We start from the raw sequence: 20,079 nt of genomic DNA, 5'->3' as shown, positions 1-20,079 counted from the left end.
TTGTTAGTGGTAGTGTGGCTGATTACTTCTCTAGCTCACTGCACATTTTTAAGTTGTGATGTTTAAGCTCGAAGCTTTCGCAGTCAATCATTGATAACAGAGGCTGAAATTCAACGGCTTGCTTAATCTGTTTTCCCGCCTGTTTCGCATCGTCCATTGAACGCCAGTAAATGATGTCTGTCCACACATCGTCCGTCGCTTCGTGACTGAGTGAGCGATACAAAAAGCCCGGCAGATTCTTCACAAACGTTTGTGACTGTTTGGCAGCAGCGACCACGTCTTGCTCTGTTGTGCCTGCGGTTAGACGAAATTGCACAGTTTCGATAACGGTTTCCATATTGTGATTCCTTATTGGTTTTGGCGGATTGCCTGTTGAGTTCCAAATAAGGTTACGCGGATGGAATGTCAGAACATGTCAGTAGTGAAATCTCACTCACTTATCATCAATATGGTTATTTTTCTGGGCTGTTGTAACGATCCCAGTAAGGTAAATCTGTACCGAGTTTTTCGCTGATAAAATCGATAAAGGCTCTTACTTTCAACGGCATGTGCTTGCGCTCAGGAAAAACCGCATAAATGGCGTGTTCTGGTAGAGAATACTCTTCCATCACCGGTTTTAGATTTCCTGCAGCAAAGTCTCTTCCTGCAATAAATGTTGGCAGTTGCGCAATGCCCGAACCTCTTAACAGCAACTGGCGAATGGCTTCGCTGTTATTGACGATAAAGTTTCCTTTTGGAAGCACCTTGTATTCGCTGCCATTGTTGATGAACATCCATTCAACGCCGCCACGGAAATAGGAATAGCGCAGGCAGTTGTGACTGACTAAATCACTTGGTTTTTGTGGTGTGCCGAACTCCGCTAAGTAATCTGGCGAGGCACAAAGCACACTTTTACAAGGGGCGAGACGTTTTGCGATTAGATTGGAAGAGGTGAGTTCACCAATACGGATCCCCAAATCAAAACCGTCTTTAACCAAATCGACCATTTTGTCTTCGAGGTTTAAATCCACTTCAATTTTCGGGTAACGAGCGAGAAACTCGCTGATCAAAGGCGCGATATGCAGTACACCGAAAGACATCGGCACGGTAATTTTGAGCCGACCTTGTGGAGAGCCTTGCAGTTCCGATACCGCGTCTACGCCTTGCTGGGCTAGGTTGAGCGCTTGAGAGGCGTACTCAAAATAGCGTTCTCCTGCTTCGGTCAGGCTCAGCTTACGCGTAGTTCGATTAAGGAGACGAATGCCCAAATCGTCTTCTAGTTGGTTGATGCGTTTGCTGATCGCCGATTTCGTCAGATTCAGCTGTTTGGCCGCAAGGGAAAAGCTGCCGCATTCGACAACAGCAACAAAAACGGGCAGGGAGGCAATCGCGTTCACATCAATCTCCTATTATCGTGAAGCATTTATTGTTGAGCACAAGGATACAATTAATTTCCAATTATAGAGATTATCTTCAAGAAGAAAACAATCTAGACTATGCACCAGTATTACGACCTTGATTTTGGGAAGAAGAAAATGAAGTACGATTGGATCCTGTTTGACGCTGACGAAACCTTATTCCACTTTGATGCTTTCAAAGGTTTGCAGCTTATGTTTTCTCGCAAAGGCGTAGATTTTACTGAACAAGATTTTGCTCATTACCAAACCGTAAACAAACCGCTTTGGGTGGATTACCAAGACGGTAAAGTAACGGCAGATGAGCTAAAACATAAGCGTTTTACCGAGTGGGCTGAGAAGTTGAATACTACAACAGCAGATCTCAACAGCGCATTTTTAGAAGCGATGGCCGATATTTGCAGTTTGTTGCCAGGTGCAAAAGAGCTGATGGAAGCGCTGCAAGGCAAAACTAAAATGGGCATTATCACCAACGGTTTTACAGAGTTGCAAGCAATTCGCCTTGAGCGCACAGGGATGACTGAGTACTTCGATAAAGTGGTGATCTCTGAACAAGTGGGCGTAGCAAAACCGGACTTAGGTATTTTTGAATACGCGATGCAGCAAATGGGCAACCCATGCAAAACGCGCGTACTGATGGTGGGTGACAACCTGCATTCCGATATTCTGGGTGGTAATAATTTTGGTATTGAAACTTGCTGGTTAAATACCACAGGCGCAAGCGTCGATGAGCGTATCGCACCAAATTATACCGTTGAGTCTTTGAGTGAACTAAAGAACATTTTGGTGGCGTAACTGAATCGGGTATTATTCCGCAGTAACCCTCGGAAAAATCAAGGAATAACCATGTCAGACATCAAACAGCTAGACAGCAAAGTCGTTTACCAGAATAAGTGGATGACGGTGCGTGAGGACAAAATTTTACGTCCGAGCGGCGCAGAGGGTATCTATGGTGTGGTCGACAAACCTGATTGTGCTGCGATTCTGGCTATCGATAACGGGATGATTCACTTGGTTCAGCAGTACCGTTACACCGTAGGTCAACGTTGTTGGGAGATCCCACAAGGGGCGTGGGAATCAAACCCAGATGCGGATCATCTTGAGCTTGCCAAAGGCGAGCTGCGTGAAGAAACGGGCATGCAGGCGAGCGCCATGGCGTATGTCGGCGCGCAGTTTATCGCATACGGCTTTTTGAATCAGACATGTCACGTCTACTTCGCCACTGATTTAACGGACGTGGGCAATCAACTCGACAGTGAAGAAGAGGATTTGATCACTCGCGCTTTTTCTGTTGAGGAGTTCGAACAAATGATGATCGACGGCACGATCAAAGATTGTGTCACTATCGCGGCTTATGGTTTGGCGAAGCTGAAGAAATTCATTTAGTTATCCATGACGGTTTTTTAATGAAAACAGCGGGCTAGTGCCGCTGTTTTTAGTTTGGGTGAGCTCGTTGAGCCATTGCTTACTCGTCGATTTTCTTACCTAAGATTTCCACTTGCGCTTTTTTGGTCACCCCCGCGACTTGCAGCGCAGTGCTGCCAACCGATTCATAGTTCAACTCGATCTTGTCTAACTTCGCGTTATCTTTTGTTGGTAGGCTTAAGCTTCTTGATGACATGCCTTTAGTCAGAACCCCTAAACTGTCGAACGTCTTTTCCTGACCATCTTTCATGATTACTTTAACGCTTTTCAGATCGACCGTACCTTGCGTACATTTGATTTTTATGTGGCTGAAACGAGCGTTAGCAAATGGTGACAGTGGATTGACTGTGTCGGTTTCCGATTTAAAACTGACGGTCTTATCTGCAATCTTGTCCCAATCGTTGTCTCCTGCAACCGATTGGAAAGAGGCTACAGCCGCTAAAAGACAGAGTGCGATGGTGTTGAACAGTTTCATAGCTTTTCCTTACCTTAGGTTTAGATATTCTGTTTAATCAGTTCGATGACGTGTGTGACTTCGTCTTGAGTTAAAGCCCCTTCTTTCACGAATAAAATTTCGCCTTGTTTATTTTGTACGATAATCGCAGAACTTTCTTGCTGCAGATCCCAAGTTGTTGCTAATACGCCATTTTTGTCTAACACCATGGAAGACCAAGAGAATGTCTTTTTGCTGTCCTCTGCCGACGATTTTACAAATGTACCGGTTCCCCAGATGGCGTCTTCTTGGTTGATCACGGTTGTGGTCTGATACTGATCTTCAGGAAAGTGAGCGGCAGTGATTGCTGACATCAGCGGCGCGTTCATCTCTTTAGCTTTACTACGACCTGCAATGGCTTGTATCACACGGACTTTGCCTAACATCTGCTGAGTTGCCCAAGGTTGATAAGCCACATCGTCTCCTTGCAGCGTCATTTCGCCATAGGTATCAATGCTGACGGATGGGGTGGTTTGACCGACAGAAAGGTTATGAGAGAAGGCGAATGTCGGGGCGAGTGCGAGTAAGAGTGACAGAACAGATGGAGTTTTCATTGGGGGTTCCTGTAACGAAGTGAGGTTAGAGCGAATCAAAATAAGGGGCAAATACGATGCCCCTTATCGGATATGGCGATTAGTTAGAAAGTACAACGCGCGCATTTAGCGGTTGCAGCGGACGATTGTTTTGTCCCATGACTTCCATCAGTTTCGCGGCTTGATCTTTGGATAAGGTTTGAGTGTCTTTAAGCACAAACCAGCGCACACCTTCTGAACATGGCGGTGTGGTTAAAGAGCCGTTAAATCGATAGTAGTTTGCAGTTTTTGGCAGTAAGTCGTTAATCTCAAACGTATCTTTAAAGAACGTGGTTTGATTCTCTTGTGGGATTGCGTTGATCAGTTTAGACAGTGCTGCGTTTTGATCACCAGCATCAAACATCACCGAAATTACCGCCAACTCGCCGTCTTCGTTGGCGTGTACAAAGTGCGCTTCAAGTGGATATTGGCGGCCTTTGATTTGGTTTTCTGAAGGTGTGTGGAAATGGAACTGTTGCAGTTCGAACGTCTCGCCATCGATGGTGAAGCTGTTACGTCCGTTCACTTGCGCTTGCAGCGTATGACCATTGTTGGTTAAACCAATGACCTGACCAGTGTACGAAAGGTTCAGTGCTTCCAGTTTTGCATCGGCTGGGTTGTCGATGTTGATTGGGCTTTGGTTTTTCGTGGTTGCGCAGTCTTTGGCGATTTCTCCCCAGTGTTCTGGCCCGTGTTTGTCATTGCCATAGCCCCATTCCGAAGCCTGAGCCGCGCTTAGAGTGAGAAGTGAGAGTGAAAAAGCAAGTAGTGTTTTGTTCATAATAATGTCTCTGTTCGGTCGCTTTGATAAGCGTTGTTACAAGGCAATGACCTAGAGGTTTGATCACTGCCTGACAAATTAGAAACGGTGGCTGAGTTGGGCACCAATTAGGAACGCATTTGAATGGGTCACGCCCGTTACCATCGGTGCAGGAACACCTTCATACGCGTACTCTTCTACGTTGACATCTTCACCAATCAAGTACGTCATGCCGATGTCAACCGTGGTATCTGATGACCATTGGTAAGAGGCGCCTGCAGATAACCAGTGACGGTTCGAATCTGGGATAGAAAGCGAAGTCAGCTCATCGACAGGTGTTTTGTCGAACATGTAACCCGTGCGAAGTGTCCAACGTTCATTGGCGTACCAAGTCGCACCGATGGAGTAGTGCGCGGAGTCTTGCCACTGAAAATCTTTTAGCAACTGATCATCAGCTTTCAAGCTGTCAAATGCTGACCAACCAATCCACTGCACAGAATAGTGCAGGGCAAATTTAGGTAAGACGCGGTGATAACCGGAAAACTCCGCAATATCCGGTAGCGGCATAGCAAGCGAGTCGTACGATTCGCCAGCAAAGTGGATGTCACCCTTGGCATCGATGTTAGGGCTGTGCTTGTAGCTTAAACCTAAGCGATGACGTTCGTTAAACTCGTACATCATGCCAATGTTCGCGCCAAGCCCAATGCCGCCAGCTTCCACATCAAGTGCGTTGCCTTTTACGGCTCCGCAACGTTGTTCTAGTTCGTTTCCAAGTATGTTTCCACCAACGCAAACACCCACGTCCATATCGCGGTACAGTTCACCAGAGCCGTAAATCACATCAATACCACCACCGATACTAAAACGGTCGTTCACCTTGTATGCCAAGCTTGCGCCAAGGTTGACACTCGCTACGCTGGTGACACCGCCAAAAACAGGTGCGCCATAGTTTGGTTTAAACTCCATGTCGGTTCCGAAGTTGGAGTATGCCGATAAGCCTAGATACCAGTCGTCGTTGATAGGGTGAATAAAGTAAAAATTGGGTACAACGGCTGGTTGACCAACGCCATCGACGTCATCAATGTCGGTCACGGTTTGAGAGAAGGACGGGGTAATGTCAACTTGAGGGGACGGAGGAAAACCGCCCATACCAACATTGACATCCGCATTAATGTTAGCTCGATGATATTGCGCATTTTTAACGGTAACGTCAGGTTTGACGTAAGTGACACCGAACGATAAGGCATTTTGTTTAAACAGCGTCATCGCTGCGGCGTTGCGGCTGACTACAGACGCATTATCACCAATAACAGCATCACCAGCAAAAGCACGACCAAGACCCGTCGCCGAATGTTCGTTAATTTGAAAACCTCCGGCATACGCCGTCGAGGAGGCTAAACCGATTAATAAATAAATCGGTGAAAGAGTTAATTGTCGCTGCATGTTTTTTCTCATGAATTAATTAGAGGTTGTATTGCAACGAAAAGCAGTAAAATAAACAAATCTGACCAGTATATTTAGGGGTAAAACTAACAGTATGTTGACAATAAATAAATTTAACTTAATAAATATTTATTGATGAATTTATTAATGGTTCATGTCGTGAATGTGGTGATTATTTTACGTGTAAATTAAACTCAGAGCCCCTATTTTTATTTTTGCGGTATTACTTCTCTATTTTTATTGTGCTGACTGTTCCCTAACAAACAGAGGCAAATCCAGCGATAAAGTGTCCGTGATGGAAACTCTGAGTCATTTGTATTTCCATTGCATCCCAACGTTGGTAGTTCGAATCAGCAAGAGAACTATCGTTTTAAACCCACATGACACACTCCTCTCGGTCTTACCTGTGTTATGTGGGTATTTTTTATTTAACTTGCCACTTAACTCCTCTTTAAATTCAATCATCAAAATGACCATAATGAAATTTAAATGGATGGCATATTGAATAAGCTTAGATTTTACTGGTTTGTTGGTATTTAAAAGTTTTGTTTATAATACTTATAACTTGAATTTCTATATTGAAAATGATTTTTGTTATATTTATTGAATGATAAAGTTTTGAAGTGACTATAATATCTCGGATTTTTCACGTTAGTGAAGTTATTCCTTCAGTATCTTGACGTTAATTTACCTATCTTTACGTCTCGTACCCTGTACGGCTAAGACAAATAGCAGTATAAAATCAAAACGATTATTTACTTCACTCCTGTTATGAAACTCAATAAAAAATGGCTCGTTTTGTGTGGCCTACTTGCCATTGGTGCTGGTGGTTATCATTATCTGCAACGTCCAGAACCCATTTCTCCTTACGCGACAGAAGTCGTTCGCAAAGGCAATATCGAAAAGGCGGTATTAGCCAACGGCATGTTGCAAGCGTCCAAATTGGTGAATGTAGGTGCGCAAGTATCTGGGCAAATTCAACGTCTCGCTGTGAACTTAGGGGATGAGATAAAACAGGGAGAGTTGATTGCACAGATTGACAGCCTGACTCAGCAAAATAGCCTCAAAGAAGCCCAAGCGTCTCTTAATAGTCTCAACGCTCAGTACCAGGCTAAGCAAGCGCAGATTAAACAAGCAAACTATGAATACGTGCGCCAAAAAGGCATGTTGGCAGCGAAAGCGAGCTCACGAGCTGATTACGAGAATGCCGAAGCGACGCTCGCCATCTACAAAGCCGAGTTAGCGCAACTGGATGCCGAAATCGAGAAAGCCAAAATCAACGTCGACAATGCGCAGTTAGATCTCGGTTACACCACCATCAACGCACCGATGGATGGCACGGTGGTCTACACCGCGGTGGAAGAAGGACAAACTGTAAACGCCAATCAAACCACGCCAACTATTATCGAGTTAGCCAAGTTAGATACGATGACGGTGAAAGCCGAAATTTCGGAAGCCGATGTGATTTTTGTTCACCCAGGCCAAACGGCGCTGTTCACCATTTTAGGCAAACCGAATCAGCAGTTTAAAGGCACATTGCGCGCCATTGAGCCGGGGCCAACCATCATGGATGGCGATGATAGCGATCTGAGCATTTCAGATAGCGATGCCATTTACTACAACGCTGTATTTGACGTGAAGAACCCGCAAGGTATTTTGCGTATTGGCATGACTGCGCAAGTTTCGATTGTCCTTGAGCAATCGGAAAATACCTTGATTGTCCCTTCACAAGTGCTGCAAAAATCTGGCGGCAAAGGCAACTATACCGTGCCAGTGCTTGAACAGGGCCAAGTGGTGAAAAAGCCCGTGACAGTGGGTATTAACAACAAAGTGAACGCAGAAATTCTCTCAGGTTTGAAGGAGGGCGACCAAGTTGTTCTTGGCAATGCTATGGATGGAGAATCATCAAGCCGAGGTGATCGTCGTCGACCTCCAATGAGGTTCTAAGATGAGTGACGTGCTTTTAAAAGTTGAGGATTTAACTCGACGTTTTGTCTCTGGCGACGAGTCGCTTACTGTGTTGAACCACATTAATTTAGAGATAAAACGCGGTGAAATGGTCGCGATCGTGGGTGCATCAGGCTCTGGTAAATCGACGCTGATGAATGTGCTCGGCTGCTTGGATAAACCGTCCAGCGGTCGATACTTCATTAATGGGCAAGATGTCTCGACGTTGGAATCCGACCAACTGGCGGAACTGCGCCGCGAGTATTTTGGCTTTATATTCCAGCGTTACCATCTGCTGGGGGATTTAACCGCGGTGGCAAACGTGGAAGTACCTGCGGTTTACGCGGGAGTTCCTCATCGTCAAAGAACGGAGCGAGCGCAGTCACTATTGGCTCGCTTGGGGCTGGAAGATCGTTTGACTCACAAGCCCAGCCAACTGAGTGGTGGCCAGCAACAGCGCGTGAGTGTTGCTCGTGCACTGATGAACGGTGGTGAGGTGATTCTCGCCGATGAGCCCACTGGCGCATTAGACAGTCACAGTGGGCAAGAGATGATGGCACTGCTTAAAGAATTGCATCAACTTGGGCATACGATCATCTTAGTGACTCATGATATGAACGTGGCGAACTTTGCGGATCGCATCATTGAAATCAAAGATGGTGAAATCATTGCAGATACGCCAAATGCACAAGTTGTAATCAATGAGCAAGCAGCAAAGACACCGAGCGCGTCTTTTCATCGCCCAGCGCAAGTCGCCAGTAAGTGGTGGAAGTGGGACAGTTTTATTGACGCGCTCAAAATGGCGCTGCTGGCGATGTCTAGCCACAGAATGCGCACGTTTTTGACCATGCTCGGCATCATTATTGGTATAGCTTCGGTGGTTTCCGTGGTGGCACTAGGTAATGGTTCACAACAGCAAATTTTGTCGAATATTTCATCCATGGGAACAAACACCATTGATGTCAGGCCGGGCAAAGGGTTTGGTGACCGCCGCTCCGGACGAGTGAAAACGCTAACCGCCGACGATGCTAAATCGTTGGAGAGTCTACCTTTTGTCGACAGTGTCACGCCGTCTTTATCCAACAGCTTAACCGTGCGTTACGCCAATCAGGATGCAACCGCGTCTGTGGAAGGGGTTGGGGAAGATTATTTCCGTGTGCGCGGTTATGAGATCGCCAAAGGTCAGTTTTGGGATGAAGAGAGCGTGAATTCGCTCGCCCAAGAAGCAGTGATTGATGACAACACCAGAAAGGAAATGTTTGCGGATAGAAATCCGATTGGTGAAGTGATTTTTCTTGGTTCATTGCCAGTGCGTATTGTGGGTGTCACGCAGAAAAAAGAAGACGCGTTTGGCAACAGCGACGCGCTGAAAATTTGGGTGCCATACACCACCATGTCGGGACGAATGATGGGACAACGCTACCTCAACGGCATTACTGTACGGATTGATGAGCATGCCCCAAGCGCAGCGGTAGAACAGAGCATCATCAACTTGTTAAAAATGCGCCACGGTACAGAAGATTTCTTCACGATTAACACTGACACCATTCGTCAGAGCATCGAGAAAACCACCGCAACCATGACGTTACTGATCTCAGCGATTGCGGTGATCTCCCTAATTGTCGGCGGAATTGGCGTAATGAACATCATGTTGGTGTCGGTGACAGAGCGCACGAAAGAGATCGGTGTGCGAATGGCTGTGGGTGCGCGGCAAGCGGATATTTTGCGTCAGTTTTTGATTGAAGCGGTACTGGTGTGTTTGTGTGGTGGCATTGCTGGTATTGGCTTGGCGTTTTTGATTGGTTTTGCATTCAGTACATCTGGCAGCAGCTTCCAAATGATTTACTCAATGAACTCGATCATCTGGGCGTTTATTTGCTCAACGTTGATTGGCATCGCTTTCGGCTTTTTACCCGCTCGCAATGCTGCCAAACTCGATCCGATAGAAGCGCTAGCGAGAGACTAAAAATGAGTAACACAATGAAATTCAAAACTCGATTGGTCGCGGCTGCCTTAATTGCAGTGTGGTTGTCAGGTTGTGGTTCGCTTATGCGTAGCGACTATCAAGCTCCTGAGGTGCAAGTGCCTGCAAATTGGCAACAGATGCATGTTGCGGGTGATGTCAGTATGGATCCTTGGTGGTTGGCGTTTAACGACCCAACGCTTAATCAATACATTACTCAGGTGTTGGCTCAAAACAACGATTTGACGCTGGCAACGCTAACGCTAAAGAAAGCGCGTTTACAGCTGGGTTTAGCGCAAGATGACCTTTTCCCTACGTTGAGTTCTTCCACATCAGGACAAGTTCAAAAATCTCTTGATAGCGGGGAATCGGCAGATAGCTACAGCACTAACTTGTCCGTCAATTACGAGTTGGATTTGTGGGGAAAAATCTCGGCAGACGTTGACCAAGCCAAGTGGACGGCGATGGCAAGTCAACAAGATCGCGAGGCGACCGCACAAAGTTTGGTGGCAACGACGGCATCGTTATATTGGCAAATCGGCTATCTAAAACAGCGCTTAAACCTCAGTCAGCGTAATGTGGCAGACGCAGCTCAAACGCTACAATTGATTGAAAAACAGTACCAACTTGGCGCTGTGGATCAGTTAGATGTGCTTGAAGCCAAACGTACGTTGGCAAGCTTACAAGCGCAGCAAAGTGAGTTTGAACAGAGTTTACTCGAGGCAAACAACGCCTTTGCGATTTTGTTCAATCAACCGCCGAAGAGCATCAGTGCAAACATCCAAATGCTGCCTGAAGGCGATATGCCATCGTTGAGTGTTGGTGCTCCGTCTGATTTATTGATCCGCAGACCCGACATTAAAGCAGCGATTTATGAAGTCAAAGCCGCGCTAGCAAATAAAGACGCAGCAGATTTGGACTACTTGCCCAAGCTGACGCTCACTGGGGCTCTGGGTGGATCGTCACAAGCGCTTAAAGACCTGCTTTCCAACCCGATTGGCAGCTTAGGTGCAGATATGACGTTGCCGTTTTTGCAGTGGAATGAGATGAAAAATAGCCAAGCCATTGCCGATTTAGACTATCAATCGGCCATTGTGAGTTATCGCCAAGTGTTGTACGCCGCATTCCAAGATGTCGAAAATGCCTTGTCGGCACGAGAAAAATTGAAGTATCAGGCGGCGCGTTTACAAGAGCAATATGATGCTGCAAGTGCCGCTGAGTCCATTTATGCTGCGCGGTATCAGTATGGCTCGACGTCGATCATGGACTATTTGAATGCCCAAGAAGAGACCAGAAACGCGCAAGCTTCTTTGTTGGAAAACCGCTACAACCAGTTTCTCACTCAGGTTACGCTTTACCAGTCTTTAGGGGGAACCGACGTCGCGCCACTGTAACTTGTTTAGCGCTGCGACTGCTGTGATCACAAAGTTCCTTCGATAAAAATGGCCACGATGTGTCGTGGCCATTTTGCTTATCAACGTGTGTACGAAGATAAGGTTTCAACTCAGAAGCCGTGTCTGGTTAGAAACGGTACTCGGCTAAGTTGTTGCTACTTTCTAGCATTTTCTCTGCAACATAGCGGTGAGTTGCTGTTGTTGGATGCGTGACATCCCAGAACACAAACTTCTCAGCACCAGACGCTGCACACTCAGAGCGCAATGCGTGGGTGTACATGTAATCGACAGACGATGAGCGGTTGATGTCCAAACAAGGATCGCTCGCGTTCACGAAACCGTGCTCTTCTGGCGCAGAAGTTAGCGTCTCGAACAAGGCGTGAGTATCAAACAACGTGATGTTGTAACCTTGCGCTTTGTAGTACATCGCTTGTGCCTTGATGAACTCGTTCATCTCAAGCACTTTCGCACGAATTTTGTCGATCTCTTCTTGTGTTGAGTACTTAAACTGAGGCGCTTTCGTCGCGTCTGGCAGTGTCATCAACATGAAGTTCTTCGCACCTGCGTCCGTCAAACGAATCAGTGCTTCTGCATAATCCGCTTTCACTTCTGGAACGCCACGGTTGTAGTTCATGAAGTCATTCAAACCAAACTCAAGCGTAAACAAGGTGTTTGCTGGTTTGTAGTTCTTCGCCAGTTTTGCGTAGGTTAAGTACGAAGAAACTTGATCACCAACCCCTGTTAGCGCGATGTATTGGTTCTCACCAGCCGCGCCGCCAACTGCCCAGTTGTAGAGCGGAAGGTTCTTCGCTTTGGCAATGTATTCTGTCCACACAAAACCGTTGGAGAAGTGACCTAAGAACCAGCTGTTCGGGTTAGGGAAGCGCCATTGTGATGCGTTAAAGATGTTGCCTGTATCAGACAAGCTGTCACCGAGTGCAACCACTTTGTTGATTTGATCTGGCTGCATTGCTGCGTCGTTGCTCCAGATCGTGTGGTTGTATGAGAAGCGATTGTCAGCGGCGAAGAACGTAATGTCTGCGTTCTCGTTCGCCAAATCTAATGTTGCTTCACAACGCTGACGGATAACGTTTTGCGACGTGTTGGTGTAGAACATGTTTTTAAATGAAACGGAGCTCCACCAGTAGCCGTCAATGGTGAAGTAGCTACCATCTTCGTTTTTTGCCCATTCCCAATCGGTCGACGGATCATCTTTCGAGTAGCTGGTGCGATACCAACAGCGAACATAGGTATAGGTTTGGTTTTCTTGCGTGCTGATCACTTCAGACGCTGAAACCATTTCTGGTGATAAGGTTGGCTCTTCGGCAACTGCAGAAGCAAGCGGGAGTAATGCAGTTAATAGTGTGATTGTTTTTTTCATCATTCACTCTTCTTGTAATGGTTATTGACCCAAGCACATTGAAAAAATACTTGGCTATAACATTGTTTAGATGAGAATTTTTCTCACTAAACCCTCTAATTCTGAGTAAATACTCCAGACAGTCAACAACTAAATATTCATTATTTTGATTTTGGCATCACGGTCAAAAAATTCATTCAGCATAGCAATCGATTAAATGGCCCATATTTAGAATAATTACTCACTAACATTAATTTAACATGCACTTTTTGTTAAATAAGTGATTGCTTTATAAGGTTTTGTTGATGCTTTTTGATGTTAACTAAAAATGTTGATTGAATGATATTTTGTACAAATTTGTATATTCATGAAACAAATTGTTTGGCATTTTTGGACGATGAACTATAGCTGAGTGACTCATGTATACATCGCAATGATGACTTTTCATGAGGATATAGTGAATAAAAATTAGCTCAACTAAGGAATAGGGCAAATGCACTACACAACAAGTAAAAAACAAGGCTTATTTACATTGTCTGCTGTCGCCGTCGCGCTGACTGCTTCCATGTCAGCATTCGCGGCTCCACCGATGGGATTCGACGAATCCAAGTTGCCGACGAAATACATCGTCAAATTCAAAGAAGATCCGGTAAGCCGATCTTCGATGGGGGGCAACTCGTTTTGGGGACCACGTATCGCGCAAGAATCTGTTTTGCAACAGGTGAAAGCACGTAAAGTGGAAAAACTAGGTAACCGTGCCATTTACAGCGTTGAGCTGGATGGGGATGATCTTGAACCACTGCGTAACCGTGGTGATGTGGAATACGTGGAAGTCGATCCTCCGCGTTACCTGCTAAGTGAAACGGTACCTTGGGGTTACAACGCAGTGAATGCTCAGCAGTTGGATGACTTCAATGCAGGTAACCGCACGGTTTGTATCATCGACTCTGGCTACGATCTGTCGCACAACGATTTGAGCGGTAACCGTGTTGCTGGTACCAATGACAGCGGCACAGGATCATGGAGTGATCCTGGCAACAACAACGCGCATGGTACTCACGTAGCGGGCACTATCGCTGCGATCGCGAATACTGAAGGCGTGAAGGGCGTGATGCCAAACCAAAACGTGAACCTTCACATCGTGAAAGTGTTTAACGAAGCGGGCTGGGGTTACTCTTCTGGTCTTGTGAAAGCGATACAAACGTGTGCTGATAATGGCGCAAACGTGGTGAACATGAGCCTCGGTGGTAGCCAATCGAGTCGCACGGAGCAAAATGCGCTGAAAGCGATCTACGATCAAGGCGTACTGTTAATCGCTGCGGCGGGTAACGACGGCAATACTGCGCACAGCTACCCAGCGTCTTACGATTCTGTTATGTCAGTTGCAGCGGTCGATAATCAAAATGATCACGCGGCGTTCTCGCAAGCGACGGATCAAGTTGAAATCGCGGCGCCGGGTGTGGCGATCCTGTCCACCGTAACAGTAGGCGAAGGTAAGTTGTCTGACATTACGCTAAACGGTGTTAGCCAGTTTGACCGTGGCATCGTGCCTCATAACCGTTTGGTCCACAACGGCACTGAGTTTGTACCAGCACCAGTTGCAGGTTCAGTCACCGCGACATTGGCAAGCTGTGATGTGTCTGGCGGTAACTTCAACTGTGGCGACATGTCAGGCAAAATCTGTCTTACTGAGCGTATTGGCAATCAATCTTCAGGTACATACCCAGAGGTGGATGCAGTTCGAGCATGTTACAACGCAGGCGCAAGCGCGGCGATTGTATACAGCAACGCGGCATTAGCTGGGTTACAAAACCCATTCTTAGTTGACCAAAACAACGCTTATCGCATGGTGTCGGTGACAGTTGATCGTGCATTTGGTCAAGAGCTATTGGGTTACGTAGGCCAAGAGATCACGGTTGCAACTACATCAGGTGAAGACTACGAGTACTACAACGGCACTTCGATGGCGACTCCGCACGTAACGGGCGTAGCTGGCTTGGTGTGGAGTTACCACCCAACGTGTACCGCAGCGCAAGTACGTAACGCGTTGATCAAAACCGCGACAGACATTGATGTTGCAGGTCGAGATAACCGCACAGGTCACGGCCTAGTGAATGCGGAAGCGGCGAAGCTGTTCTTGGATGCGGGCTGTAATGGTCCTGACGGTGGCGGTAGCTCTTCAGATTCTAGCTACTCAAACACTAACCCTGTTGCGATTCCTGACAACAAAACCTCTGGTGCCATCAGCGCACTGAATGTCGATCGCACTGGCGACTCAGGTACTGTAAGCATTGACGTAGATATTAGCCATACTTACATCGGTGACCTACGAGTGACTCTGACTTCACCGACAGGTGGACAAGTCGTGCTTCACGACAATACTGGCGGCAGCGCTAACGATATCAAAACCACTTTCCAAGTTGATTTCTCTGGTTTTGAATCGCAAGGTTCTTGGGAACTAAAAGCCGTCGACAGTGCCAGAAGAGACACAGGTACAATCAACAGTTGGTCTCTGACATTTCAATAAGGAGTGACTATGAAGAAGCTGACCTTACTTTCCGTAACGGCGGGGAGTTTGACCGCGCTATTGGCGATTGGCATGAGCGCCACCAGCCTTGCCAACAACCAAGGCTTTCCTCTTGTGGATGAGCGTCCAACAAGTGCAGAGCAACAACCGGCTCGCTATTTTGTGAAATATCACAAAGGGAAAGAAAGCGAAGTGAGAGCGCTTCTTCGTCACAACAACCTTGAAGTGGTCGATGCTTTGGTGAAACAGCAAGTGTTGGTAGTAACCGGCTCTCAAGAAGATGTCGACAAGCTTTCCACCAGCGATGCGGTTGAGTACACCGAGCAAGAACCAACGAGAAAGTTGCTGTCCCAATAAGATAGCCTCAATAAGAAAAACGCCCCTCACGTGAGGGGCGTTTTTTTTTGAGTGTTTTTCTATGGCTAAAGCCTCTCAGAGATGAATGCCGACGAGCCTAATTCCGCATTCATTAGAGAGAAAACTTAGCGAACAATCAAACCAAGTAGGATACCTACCGCGCCGAAGTCAGCATCACTGAATGTTGTGTTTGCAAAGCCAAGATCACCCAGTACTGGCATTAGGAATACAGGTAGGAAAGTAATCAGTAGGCCTTGTGCAAACGCGCCTAGAATTGCGCCGCGACGACCACCTGTCGCGTTACCAAATACACCTGCCGCAGCACCCACAAAGAAGTGTGGAACGACACCTGGGATAATCACAGTAAGACCCATCACGTACAGCAGGAACATGCCCACTAGACCGGCTGCAAAGCTCGATAGGAAGCCCACCAATACCGCGTTTGGCGCGTATGGGAACACAACCGGACAATCCAGTGCAGGTTTTGCGTTTGGAACCAGTTTGTCTGAGATGCCTTTAAATGCAGGAACGATTTCTGCGATAACCATACGTACACCTTGCAGGATGACGTACACACCGCCGGCGAAAGTGATGGATTGCATTAGCGCAAACATAGACCAATGTTTACCGCCACTGACTTCACGGACAAAATCGCCGCCAGCGAACAAACACGTCACCATAAAGATGATGCCCATGGTGAACGAGATAGCCACTGGCGTATCGCGTAAGAACAACAAGCTCTTAGGGACATTCATCTCTTCTGTTGAGTGCTCTTTGTTACCAAACTTGCTGCCAATGAAACCAGCTAGGACGTAAGAAAGCGTTGAGAAGTGACCAATCGCAACGTCGTCTGAGCCTGTTACTTGCTTCATGTATTTGTGCGCAATTGCAGGGAAGAACACCATTACAGAACCCACAACCACAGAGCCAAGAGCGATCAGTGGAACACCTTTCATGCCGCTAGATGCCAGAATCGCCGCCACCATCATCGACATAAATAGTGTGTGGTGACCTGTTAGGAAGATGAATTTCCACGGCGTGAAACGAGCGATCAGAATGTTCACCAACATGCCGAAGAACATGATCATCGCCATCTCTTTACCAAACGCTTCTTGCGCGATAGAGACGATAGCTTCGTTGTTTGGAACCACGCCTGTAATGCCAAATGCGTGTTGGAAAATTGTCGCAAAGTCGCCTAGCGAGCTCACAACTAAGCCTGCACCTGCGCCAAGCACGATGAAACCAAGAATGGTTTTTACCGTGCCTTTAATGCACTCGGTGACTGGTTTTTTCTGGGCAATTAAGCCGATTAGAGCGATGAGACCGACCAGAACCGCTGGCTCTGATAGGACATCGTTCATTAAGAAACTGAAGAATTCCATAACGCCACCTTATAGAGCGCCAAGCTCTTGAAGTGCCACAGATAAACGCTCTTTCATTGCGACTTTGTCGACCATGTTATCAAGCGCTACGATACGTTGTTCAACGCCAAGTGCTTCCAACTGTTCTGCAATGTCTTTTGTGCCGATGAAAATGTCGCAACTTGTGCCTTTTGCTGAGCCAAGATCGATGTGATCCACTGCGGCATCGACATTCAATTCTTTTACGATGCTTTTGATGCTCATTTCCATCATTAGGCTAGTACCAAGACCGTGACCGCAAACAACCATAATTTTCATAATTCAGACCTTTTCTTTTTTATAGGGGGTATACCCATTTGTGAATGGGGTATGTCAGGAGTAAAACTTAGTATTTGTCGATGATCGCAAGAACATCTTCTTTGCTTTGAGCGTTGCAGATGGCCTCTACATGCTCTTCATTCATAAACAATTCCGCCAGTTTCGAAATCGCATCAACGTGGCTATTACTGTCCGTTGCCGCTAGCGTGACCAGCATTTTTACTGGGTCATTTTCTTCAGAGTTAAAGTTGACGCCGTTTTGGATCACCGTGATCGCCAGTGACAAACGGTTAACGCCATCTTCAGGGCGAGCGTGTGGCATCGCCATGCCCGGACCTACCACGTAGTAAGGGCCAAGCTCTTCGTGCGAGCGGTAAATTGCTTCAACGTAACTTGGTTCTATCGCGCCATTTTCAATCAAAGCTTCACAAGATTTGCTGATCGCATCTTTCCAGTCGGTTGCGTCAGAATGGATGCGAATGACATCAGAGGTAATCAGTTCACGTAGCATTGGAATGTTTCCGATTTGTTGTTTTGTTGCTGCGTACTTTATCGATCAATTTGCCAGAAAAACCTGAGAGTGATCACAAATGGTAGCGCTATCTGATAGCGCTAGCATTAATTGTGATAGCGCTATCATTTTTATCAGGCATCGAAGTTTCATATGCTGGTGTTCGAGTTCTAATGCGCTAATATCAAAACCATTAAAGCGCTGTGATAAGATGTCGCAGCTGAAATTAGAGAACATTAAATAAAAACAATGAGCGAACCTCGCAAACGAAGAAGTACCGGCAATGTCACTTTGGCTGATGTCGCCAAACAAGCAGGCGTAGGCACGATGACGGTGTCGCGAGCATTACGAACGCCAGAGCTGGTATCCGATAAGCTGAGAGAAAAAATTCAACAAGTGGTTGATGAGCTCGGCTATATCCCGAACAAAGCCGCAGGGGCACTCGCATCTGCAGAAAGTTATTCCATCGCTCTTATCATTCCGTCACTGTTTGAAAAAGCATGCGCGCATTTCTTACCAAGCTTCCAACAGGCGTTAAACAAAGCGGGTTATCAACTATTGCTGGGTTACAGCGACTACTCGATTGAGCAAGAAGAAAAGTTGCTTTCGACTTTTTTAGAGAGCCGTCCTGCGGGCGTTGTACTGTTTGGAAGTGAGCATAGTCAGCGAACGCATCAACTGTTAGAGGCATCAAATACGCCAGTGTTAGAGATTGCCGAACTGAGCTCAAAGGCCAGTTATCTCAACATTGGCGTGGATCACTTCGAAGTGGGTAAGGCCTGTACCAGACACCTGATTGAACAAGGTTTTAAGAACGTTGGTTTTATTGGGGCGCGCGGGAATCACTCGACGTTGCAACGCCAGTTACACGGTTGGCAAAGTGCGATGATTGAAAACTATCTCACCCCAGATCATTTTCTGACGACTCATGAAGCGCCATCTTCACAATTGGGTGCGGAAGGATTGGCGAAGTTATTGCTGCGCGATTCAAGCTTGAATGCTTTGGTGTGTAGCCATGAGGAGATAGCAATTGGTGCGCTCTTTGAGTGCCATCGCCGTGTTCTCAAAGTCCCGACCGACATTGCCATTATTTGTCTTGAAGGCTCTTCTATGGGGGAGCACGCTTACCCAAGTTTGACATCGGCAGAATTTGATTACGAGCGCATGGGCACCAAGGCGGCAGAAAAACTGTTGCATGCCATCAAAGGTAAGCCAGAAGAAAGGCCAACCAGTATGGGCTTTAAGCTAAAGCGTCGAGCAAGTACCGCGATTAATTGACCCCTCCGCTTTCCATAAACACAAAAAGCCTCTCAAGATGGAGAGGCTTTTTACATTCTGAATTCACGAGCGAAAACTACGGACGTTCGCCCGTGGCTAGGCGTTGTTCGATATCTACGATCACCTCTGCCAGATCGGAGATGGTGTCGATTAAGTAGTGAGGTGCACTCTTGATAAACTTCGCGCGTGCTTTTTCACGAGCTTTCTCTAAGGTTGCTTCGTCTGCGGCTTGGTATTCTTCAAATGTCAGACCTGCTTCGTTACCAGAAAGCAGCAGACCCACCGTCCACATGCCCGCATTGTGACCTTCAAAGATGCCTGGTGCTGAGTCGTCCACTTTGACGCATGCTTTAACGTCGCTTACACCAAGCTCAATCACGTTTTTCAGTGCCATAAACGGCGCAGGGCGACCACCTTGTGGCAGATCGTCTGTCGCGACAACATAATCTGGTTGGTAGCCGTAATCCGTTGCCACTGGAATCAGTACGTCCATCACTTCGCGAGGGTAACCAGAACAAGACCCGATCTTGATGCCTTTGTCTTTCAGACCGTTCACAACTTCAACTGCGTTGAGGATTGGTTCTGCGTGGTCAGCCACTTTTGCTTTTTGCAGAGGCATAAATGCCGCGTAGATAGTGTCGATGTCTTCGTTGGTCATTGAGCGCCCAAACTTCTCATTCCAACGTTTATCAACTGCAGGGATGCGACCCACAGCTTGGATGTGGTCCCACTTACCAAGCCCCATTGGCTCACGTGCTTCTTCAAGGTCGATGTCAAAATCAAAGCCTTGTTTGAATGCTTCCACAAAGATGCTGGTTGGCGCGAAAGAGCCGAAATCGACGATAGTGCCAGCCCAGTCAAAGATCACTGCTTGAATTGGTGAGTTGCTCATGTTCAATCCTTTTTCTTGCTTGCCAGGGCGCTTGCCTTCACGCTGGAAGCGCGCTCTGGATAAATTGGTTTTTGTTGAGGTCTA

At 46.8% G+C, this 20,079-nt stretch carries 19 protein-coding genes; 8 read left to right on the top strand and 11 right to left on the bottom strand.

Annotation, left to right across the window (positions count from 1 at the left end):
* Window positions 1-22: 22 nt before the first annotated feature.
* The gene (locus NL646_RS04855) at window positions 23-337 is read right to left on the bottom strand and encodes a hypothetical protein (RefSeq protein ID WP_253663914.1); all 315 of its coding nucleotides are present in this window, start codon (window positions 335-337) and stop codon (window positions 23-25) included.
* 115 nt (window positions 338-452) lie between these two features.
* Window positions 453-1,376 carry a LysR family transcriptional regulator gene (locus tag NL646_RS04850; RefSeq protein WP_005384329.1) on the bottom strand — a complete coding sequence of 308 codons (924 nt, stop codon included), beginning with the start codon at window positions 1,374-1,376 and terminating at the stop codon, window positions 453-455.
* Between the two features lie 138 nt (window positions 1,377-1,514).
* Between NL646_RS04850 and yjjG the strand changes: the two genes are divergently transcribed.
* Both yjjG and NL646_RS04840 read left to right on the top strand, forming a co-directional pair.
* Window positions 1,515-2,189 (top strand): pyrimidine 5'-nucleotidase, encoded by a 675-nt coding sequence (gene yjjG / locus NL646_RS04845; RefSeq protein ID WP_253663913.1) that lies wholly within the window; start codon window positions 1,515-1,517, stop codon window positions 2,187-2,189.
* A 51-nt stretch (window positions 2,190-2,240) separates the two neighbouring features.
* Window positions 2,241-2,780, top strand: a complete 540-nt coding sequence (locus NL646_RS04840) for an NUDIX hydrolase (RefSeq protein WP_017635078.1) — start codon at window positions 2,241-2,243, stop codon at window positions 2,778-2,780.
* Window positions 2,781-2,859: 79 nt separating this feature from the next.
* On the opposite strand, the gene NL646_RS04835 is transcribed toward NL646_RS04840, so the two are convergent.
* The 4 genes from NL646_RS04835 to NL646_RS04820 all read right to left on the bottom strand — a co-directional run bounded on the left by NL646_RS04835 (window position 2,860) and on the right by NL646_RS04820 (window position 6,087).
* On the bottom strand, window positions 2,860-3,294 hold the full coding sequence (locus NL646_RS04835; protein WP_005480927.1) for a hypothetical protein: 435 nt from the start codon (window positions 3,292-3,294) through the stop codon (window positions 2,860-2,862).
* Window positions 3,295-3,314: 20 nt separating this feature from the next.
* On the bottom strand, window positions 3,315-3,866 hold the full coding sequence (locus NL646_RS04830; protein WP_005480925.1) for a YtfJ family protein: 552 nt from the start codon (window positions 3,864-3,866) through the stop codon (window positions 3,315-3,317).
* 79 nt (window positions 3,867-3,945) lie between these two features.
* Entirely contained in the window at window positions 3,946-4,665 is a 720-nt protein-coding gene (locus NL646_RS04825; RefSeq protein WP_025521866.1) for a carbonic anhydrase, read from the bottom strand.
* Between the two features lie 78 nt (window positions 4,666-4,743).
* On the bottom strand, window positions 4,744-6,087 hold the full coding sequence (locus NL646_RS04820) for an OmpP1/FadL family transporter (protein ID WP_017448013.1): 1,344 nt from the start codon (window positions 6,085-6,087) through the stop codon (window positions 4,744-4,746).
* A gap of 771 nt (window positions 6,088-6,858) precedes the next feature.
* Between NL646_RS04820 and NL646_RS04815 the strand changes: the two genes are divergently transcribed.
* From NL646_RS04815 to NL646_RS04805, 3 genes are read left to right on the top strand one after another with little or no spacing between them, the layout of a single operon-like run.
* Window positions 6,859-8,034, top strand: a complete 1,176-nt coding sequence (locus NL646_RS04815; RefSeq protein WP_253663912.1) for an efflux RND transporter periplasmic adaptor subunit — start codon at window positions 6,859-6,861, stop codon at window positions 8,032-8,034.
* Between the two features lies 1 nt (window position 8,035).
* Complete coding sequence (locus NL646_RS04810) at window positions 8,036-10,000, top strand: MacB family efflux pump subunit (protein WP_017448012.1); 1,965 nt, start codon at window positions 8,036-8,038, stop codon at window positions 9,998-10,000.
* A 14-nt stretch (window positions 10,001-10,014) separates the two neighbouring features.
* Complete coding sequence (locus NL646_RS04805) at window positions 10,015-11,391, top strand: efflux transporter outer membrane subunit (protein ID WP_171901782.1); 1,377 nt, start codon at window positions 10,015-10,017, stop codon at window positions 11,389-11,391.
* Window positions 11,392-11,518: 127 nt separating this feature from the next.
* On the opposite strand, the gene NL646_RS04800 is transcribed toward NL646_RS04805, so the two are convergent.
* On the bottom strand, window positions 11,519-12,775 hold the full coding sequence (locus NL646_RS04800) for a type 2 secretion system lipase (RefSeq protein WP_253663911.1): 1,257 nt from the start codon (window positions 12,773-12,775) through the stop codon (window positions 11,519-11,521).
* 469 nt (window positions 12,776-13,244) lie between these two features.
* On the opposite strand from NL646_RS04800, the gene NL646_RS04795 reads away from it, so the two are divergent.
* Both NL646_RS04795 and NL646_RS04790 read left to right on the top strand, forming a co-directional pair.
* The gene (locus NL646_RS04795; protein WP_005464000.1) at window positions 13,245-15,278 is read left to right on the top strand and encodes a S8 family serine peptidase; all 2,034 of its coding nucleotides are present in this window, start codon (window positions 13,245-13,247) and stop codon (window positions 15,276-15,278) included.
* 9 nt (window positions 15,279-15,287) lie between these two features.
* Window positions 15,288-15,635 (top strand): hypothetical protein, encoded by a 348-nt coding sequence (locus NL646_RS04790; RefSeq protein WP_005464009.1) that lies wholly within the window; start codon window positions 15,288-15,290, stop codon window positions 15,633-15,635.
* 125 nt (window positions 15,636-15,760) lie between these two features.
* Here the strand turns inward: NL646_RS04790 and NL646_RS04785 are convergent, their stop codons facing one another.
* The 3 genes from NL646_RS04785 to NL646_RS04775 form a co-directional block, all read right to left on the bottom strand.
* Window positions 15,761-17,017: a PTS ascorbate transporter subunit IIC gene (locus NL646_RS04785; protein ID WP_005463995.1), complete on the bottom strand. Its 1,257-nt coding sequence runs from the start codon at window positions 17,015-17,017 to the stop codon at window positions 15,761-15,763.
* Window positions 17,018-17,026: 9 nt separating this feature from the next.
* Window positions 17,027-17,314 (bottom strand): PTS sugar transporter subunit IIB, encoded by a 288-nt coding sequence (locus NL646_RS04780; RefSeq protein ID WP_005463968.1) that lies wholly within the window; start codon window positions 17,312-17,314, stop codon window positions 17,027-17,029.
* 67 nt (window positions 17,315-17,381) lie between these two features.
* The gene (locus NL646_RS04775) at window positions 17,382-17,825 is read right to left on the bottom strand and encodes a PTS sugar transporter subunit IIA (RefSeq protein WP_005463973.1); all 444 of its coding nucleotides are present in this window, start codon (window positions 17,823-17,825) and stop codon (window positions 17,382-17,384) included.
* 249 nt (window positions 17,826-18,074) lie between these two features.
* Here NL646_RS04775 and NL646_RS04770 point away from each other — a divergent pair, with 249 nt between their 5' ends.
* Complete coding sequence (locus NL646_RS04770) at window positions 18,075-19,103, top strand: LacI family DNA-binding transcriptional regulator (RefSeq protein ID WP_017448009.1); 1,029 nt, start codon at window positions 18,075-18,077, stop codon at window positions 19,101-19,103.
* Between the two features lie 76 nt (window positions 19,104-19,179).
* On the opposite strand, the gene phnX is transcribed toward NL646_RS04770, so the two are convergent.
* On the bottom strand, window positions 19,180-19,995 hold the full coding sequence (gene phnX / locus NL646_RS04765) for a phosphonoacetaldehyde hydrolase (RefSeq protein WP_253663910.1): 816 nt from the start codon (window positions 19,993-19,995) through the stop codon (window positions 19,180-19,182).
* Window positions 19,996-20,079: the final 84 nt, after the last annotated feature.

It is taken from the genome of Vibrio sp. Y20_XG_PY13, from assembly GCF_024181925.1.
GTDB lineage: Bacteria > Pseudomonadota > Gammaproteobacteria > Enterobacterales > Vibrionaceae > Vibrio > Vibrio parahaemolyticus.
Note: the sequence above shows the minus strand (reverse complement) of the source record. Positions and strands in the feature narration are given on the sequence as shown.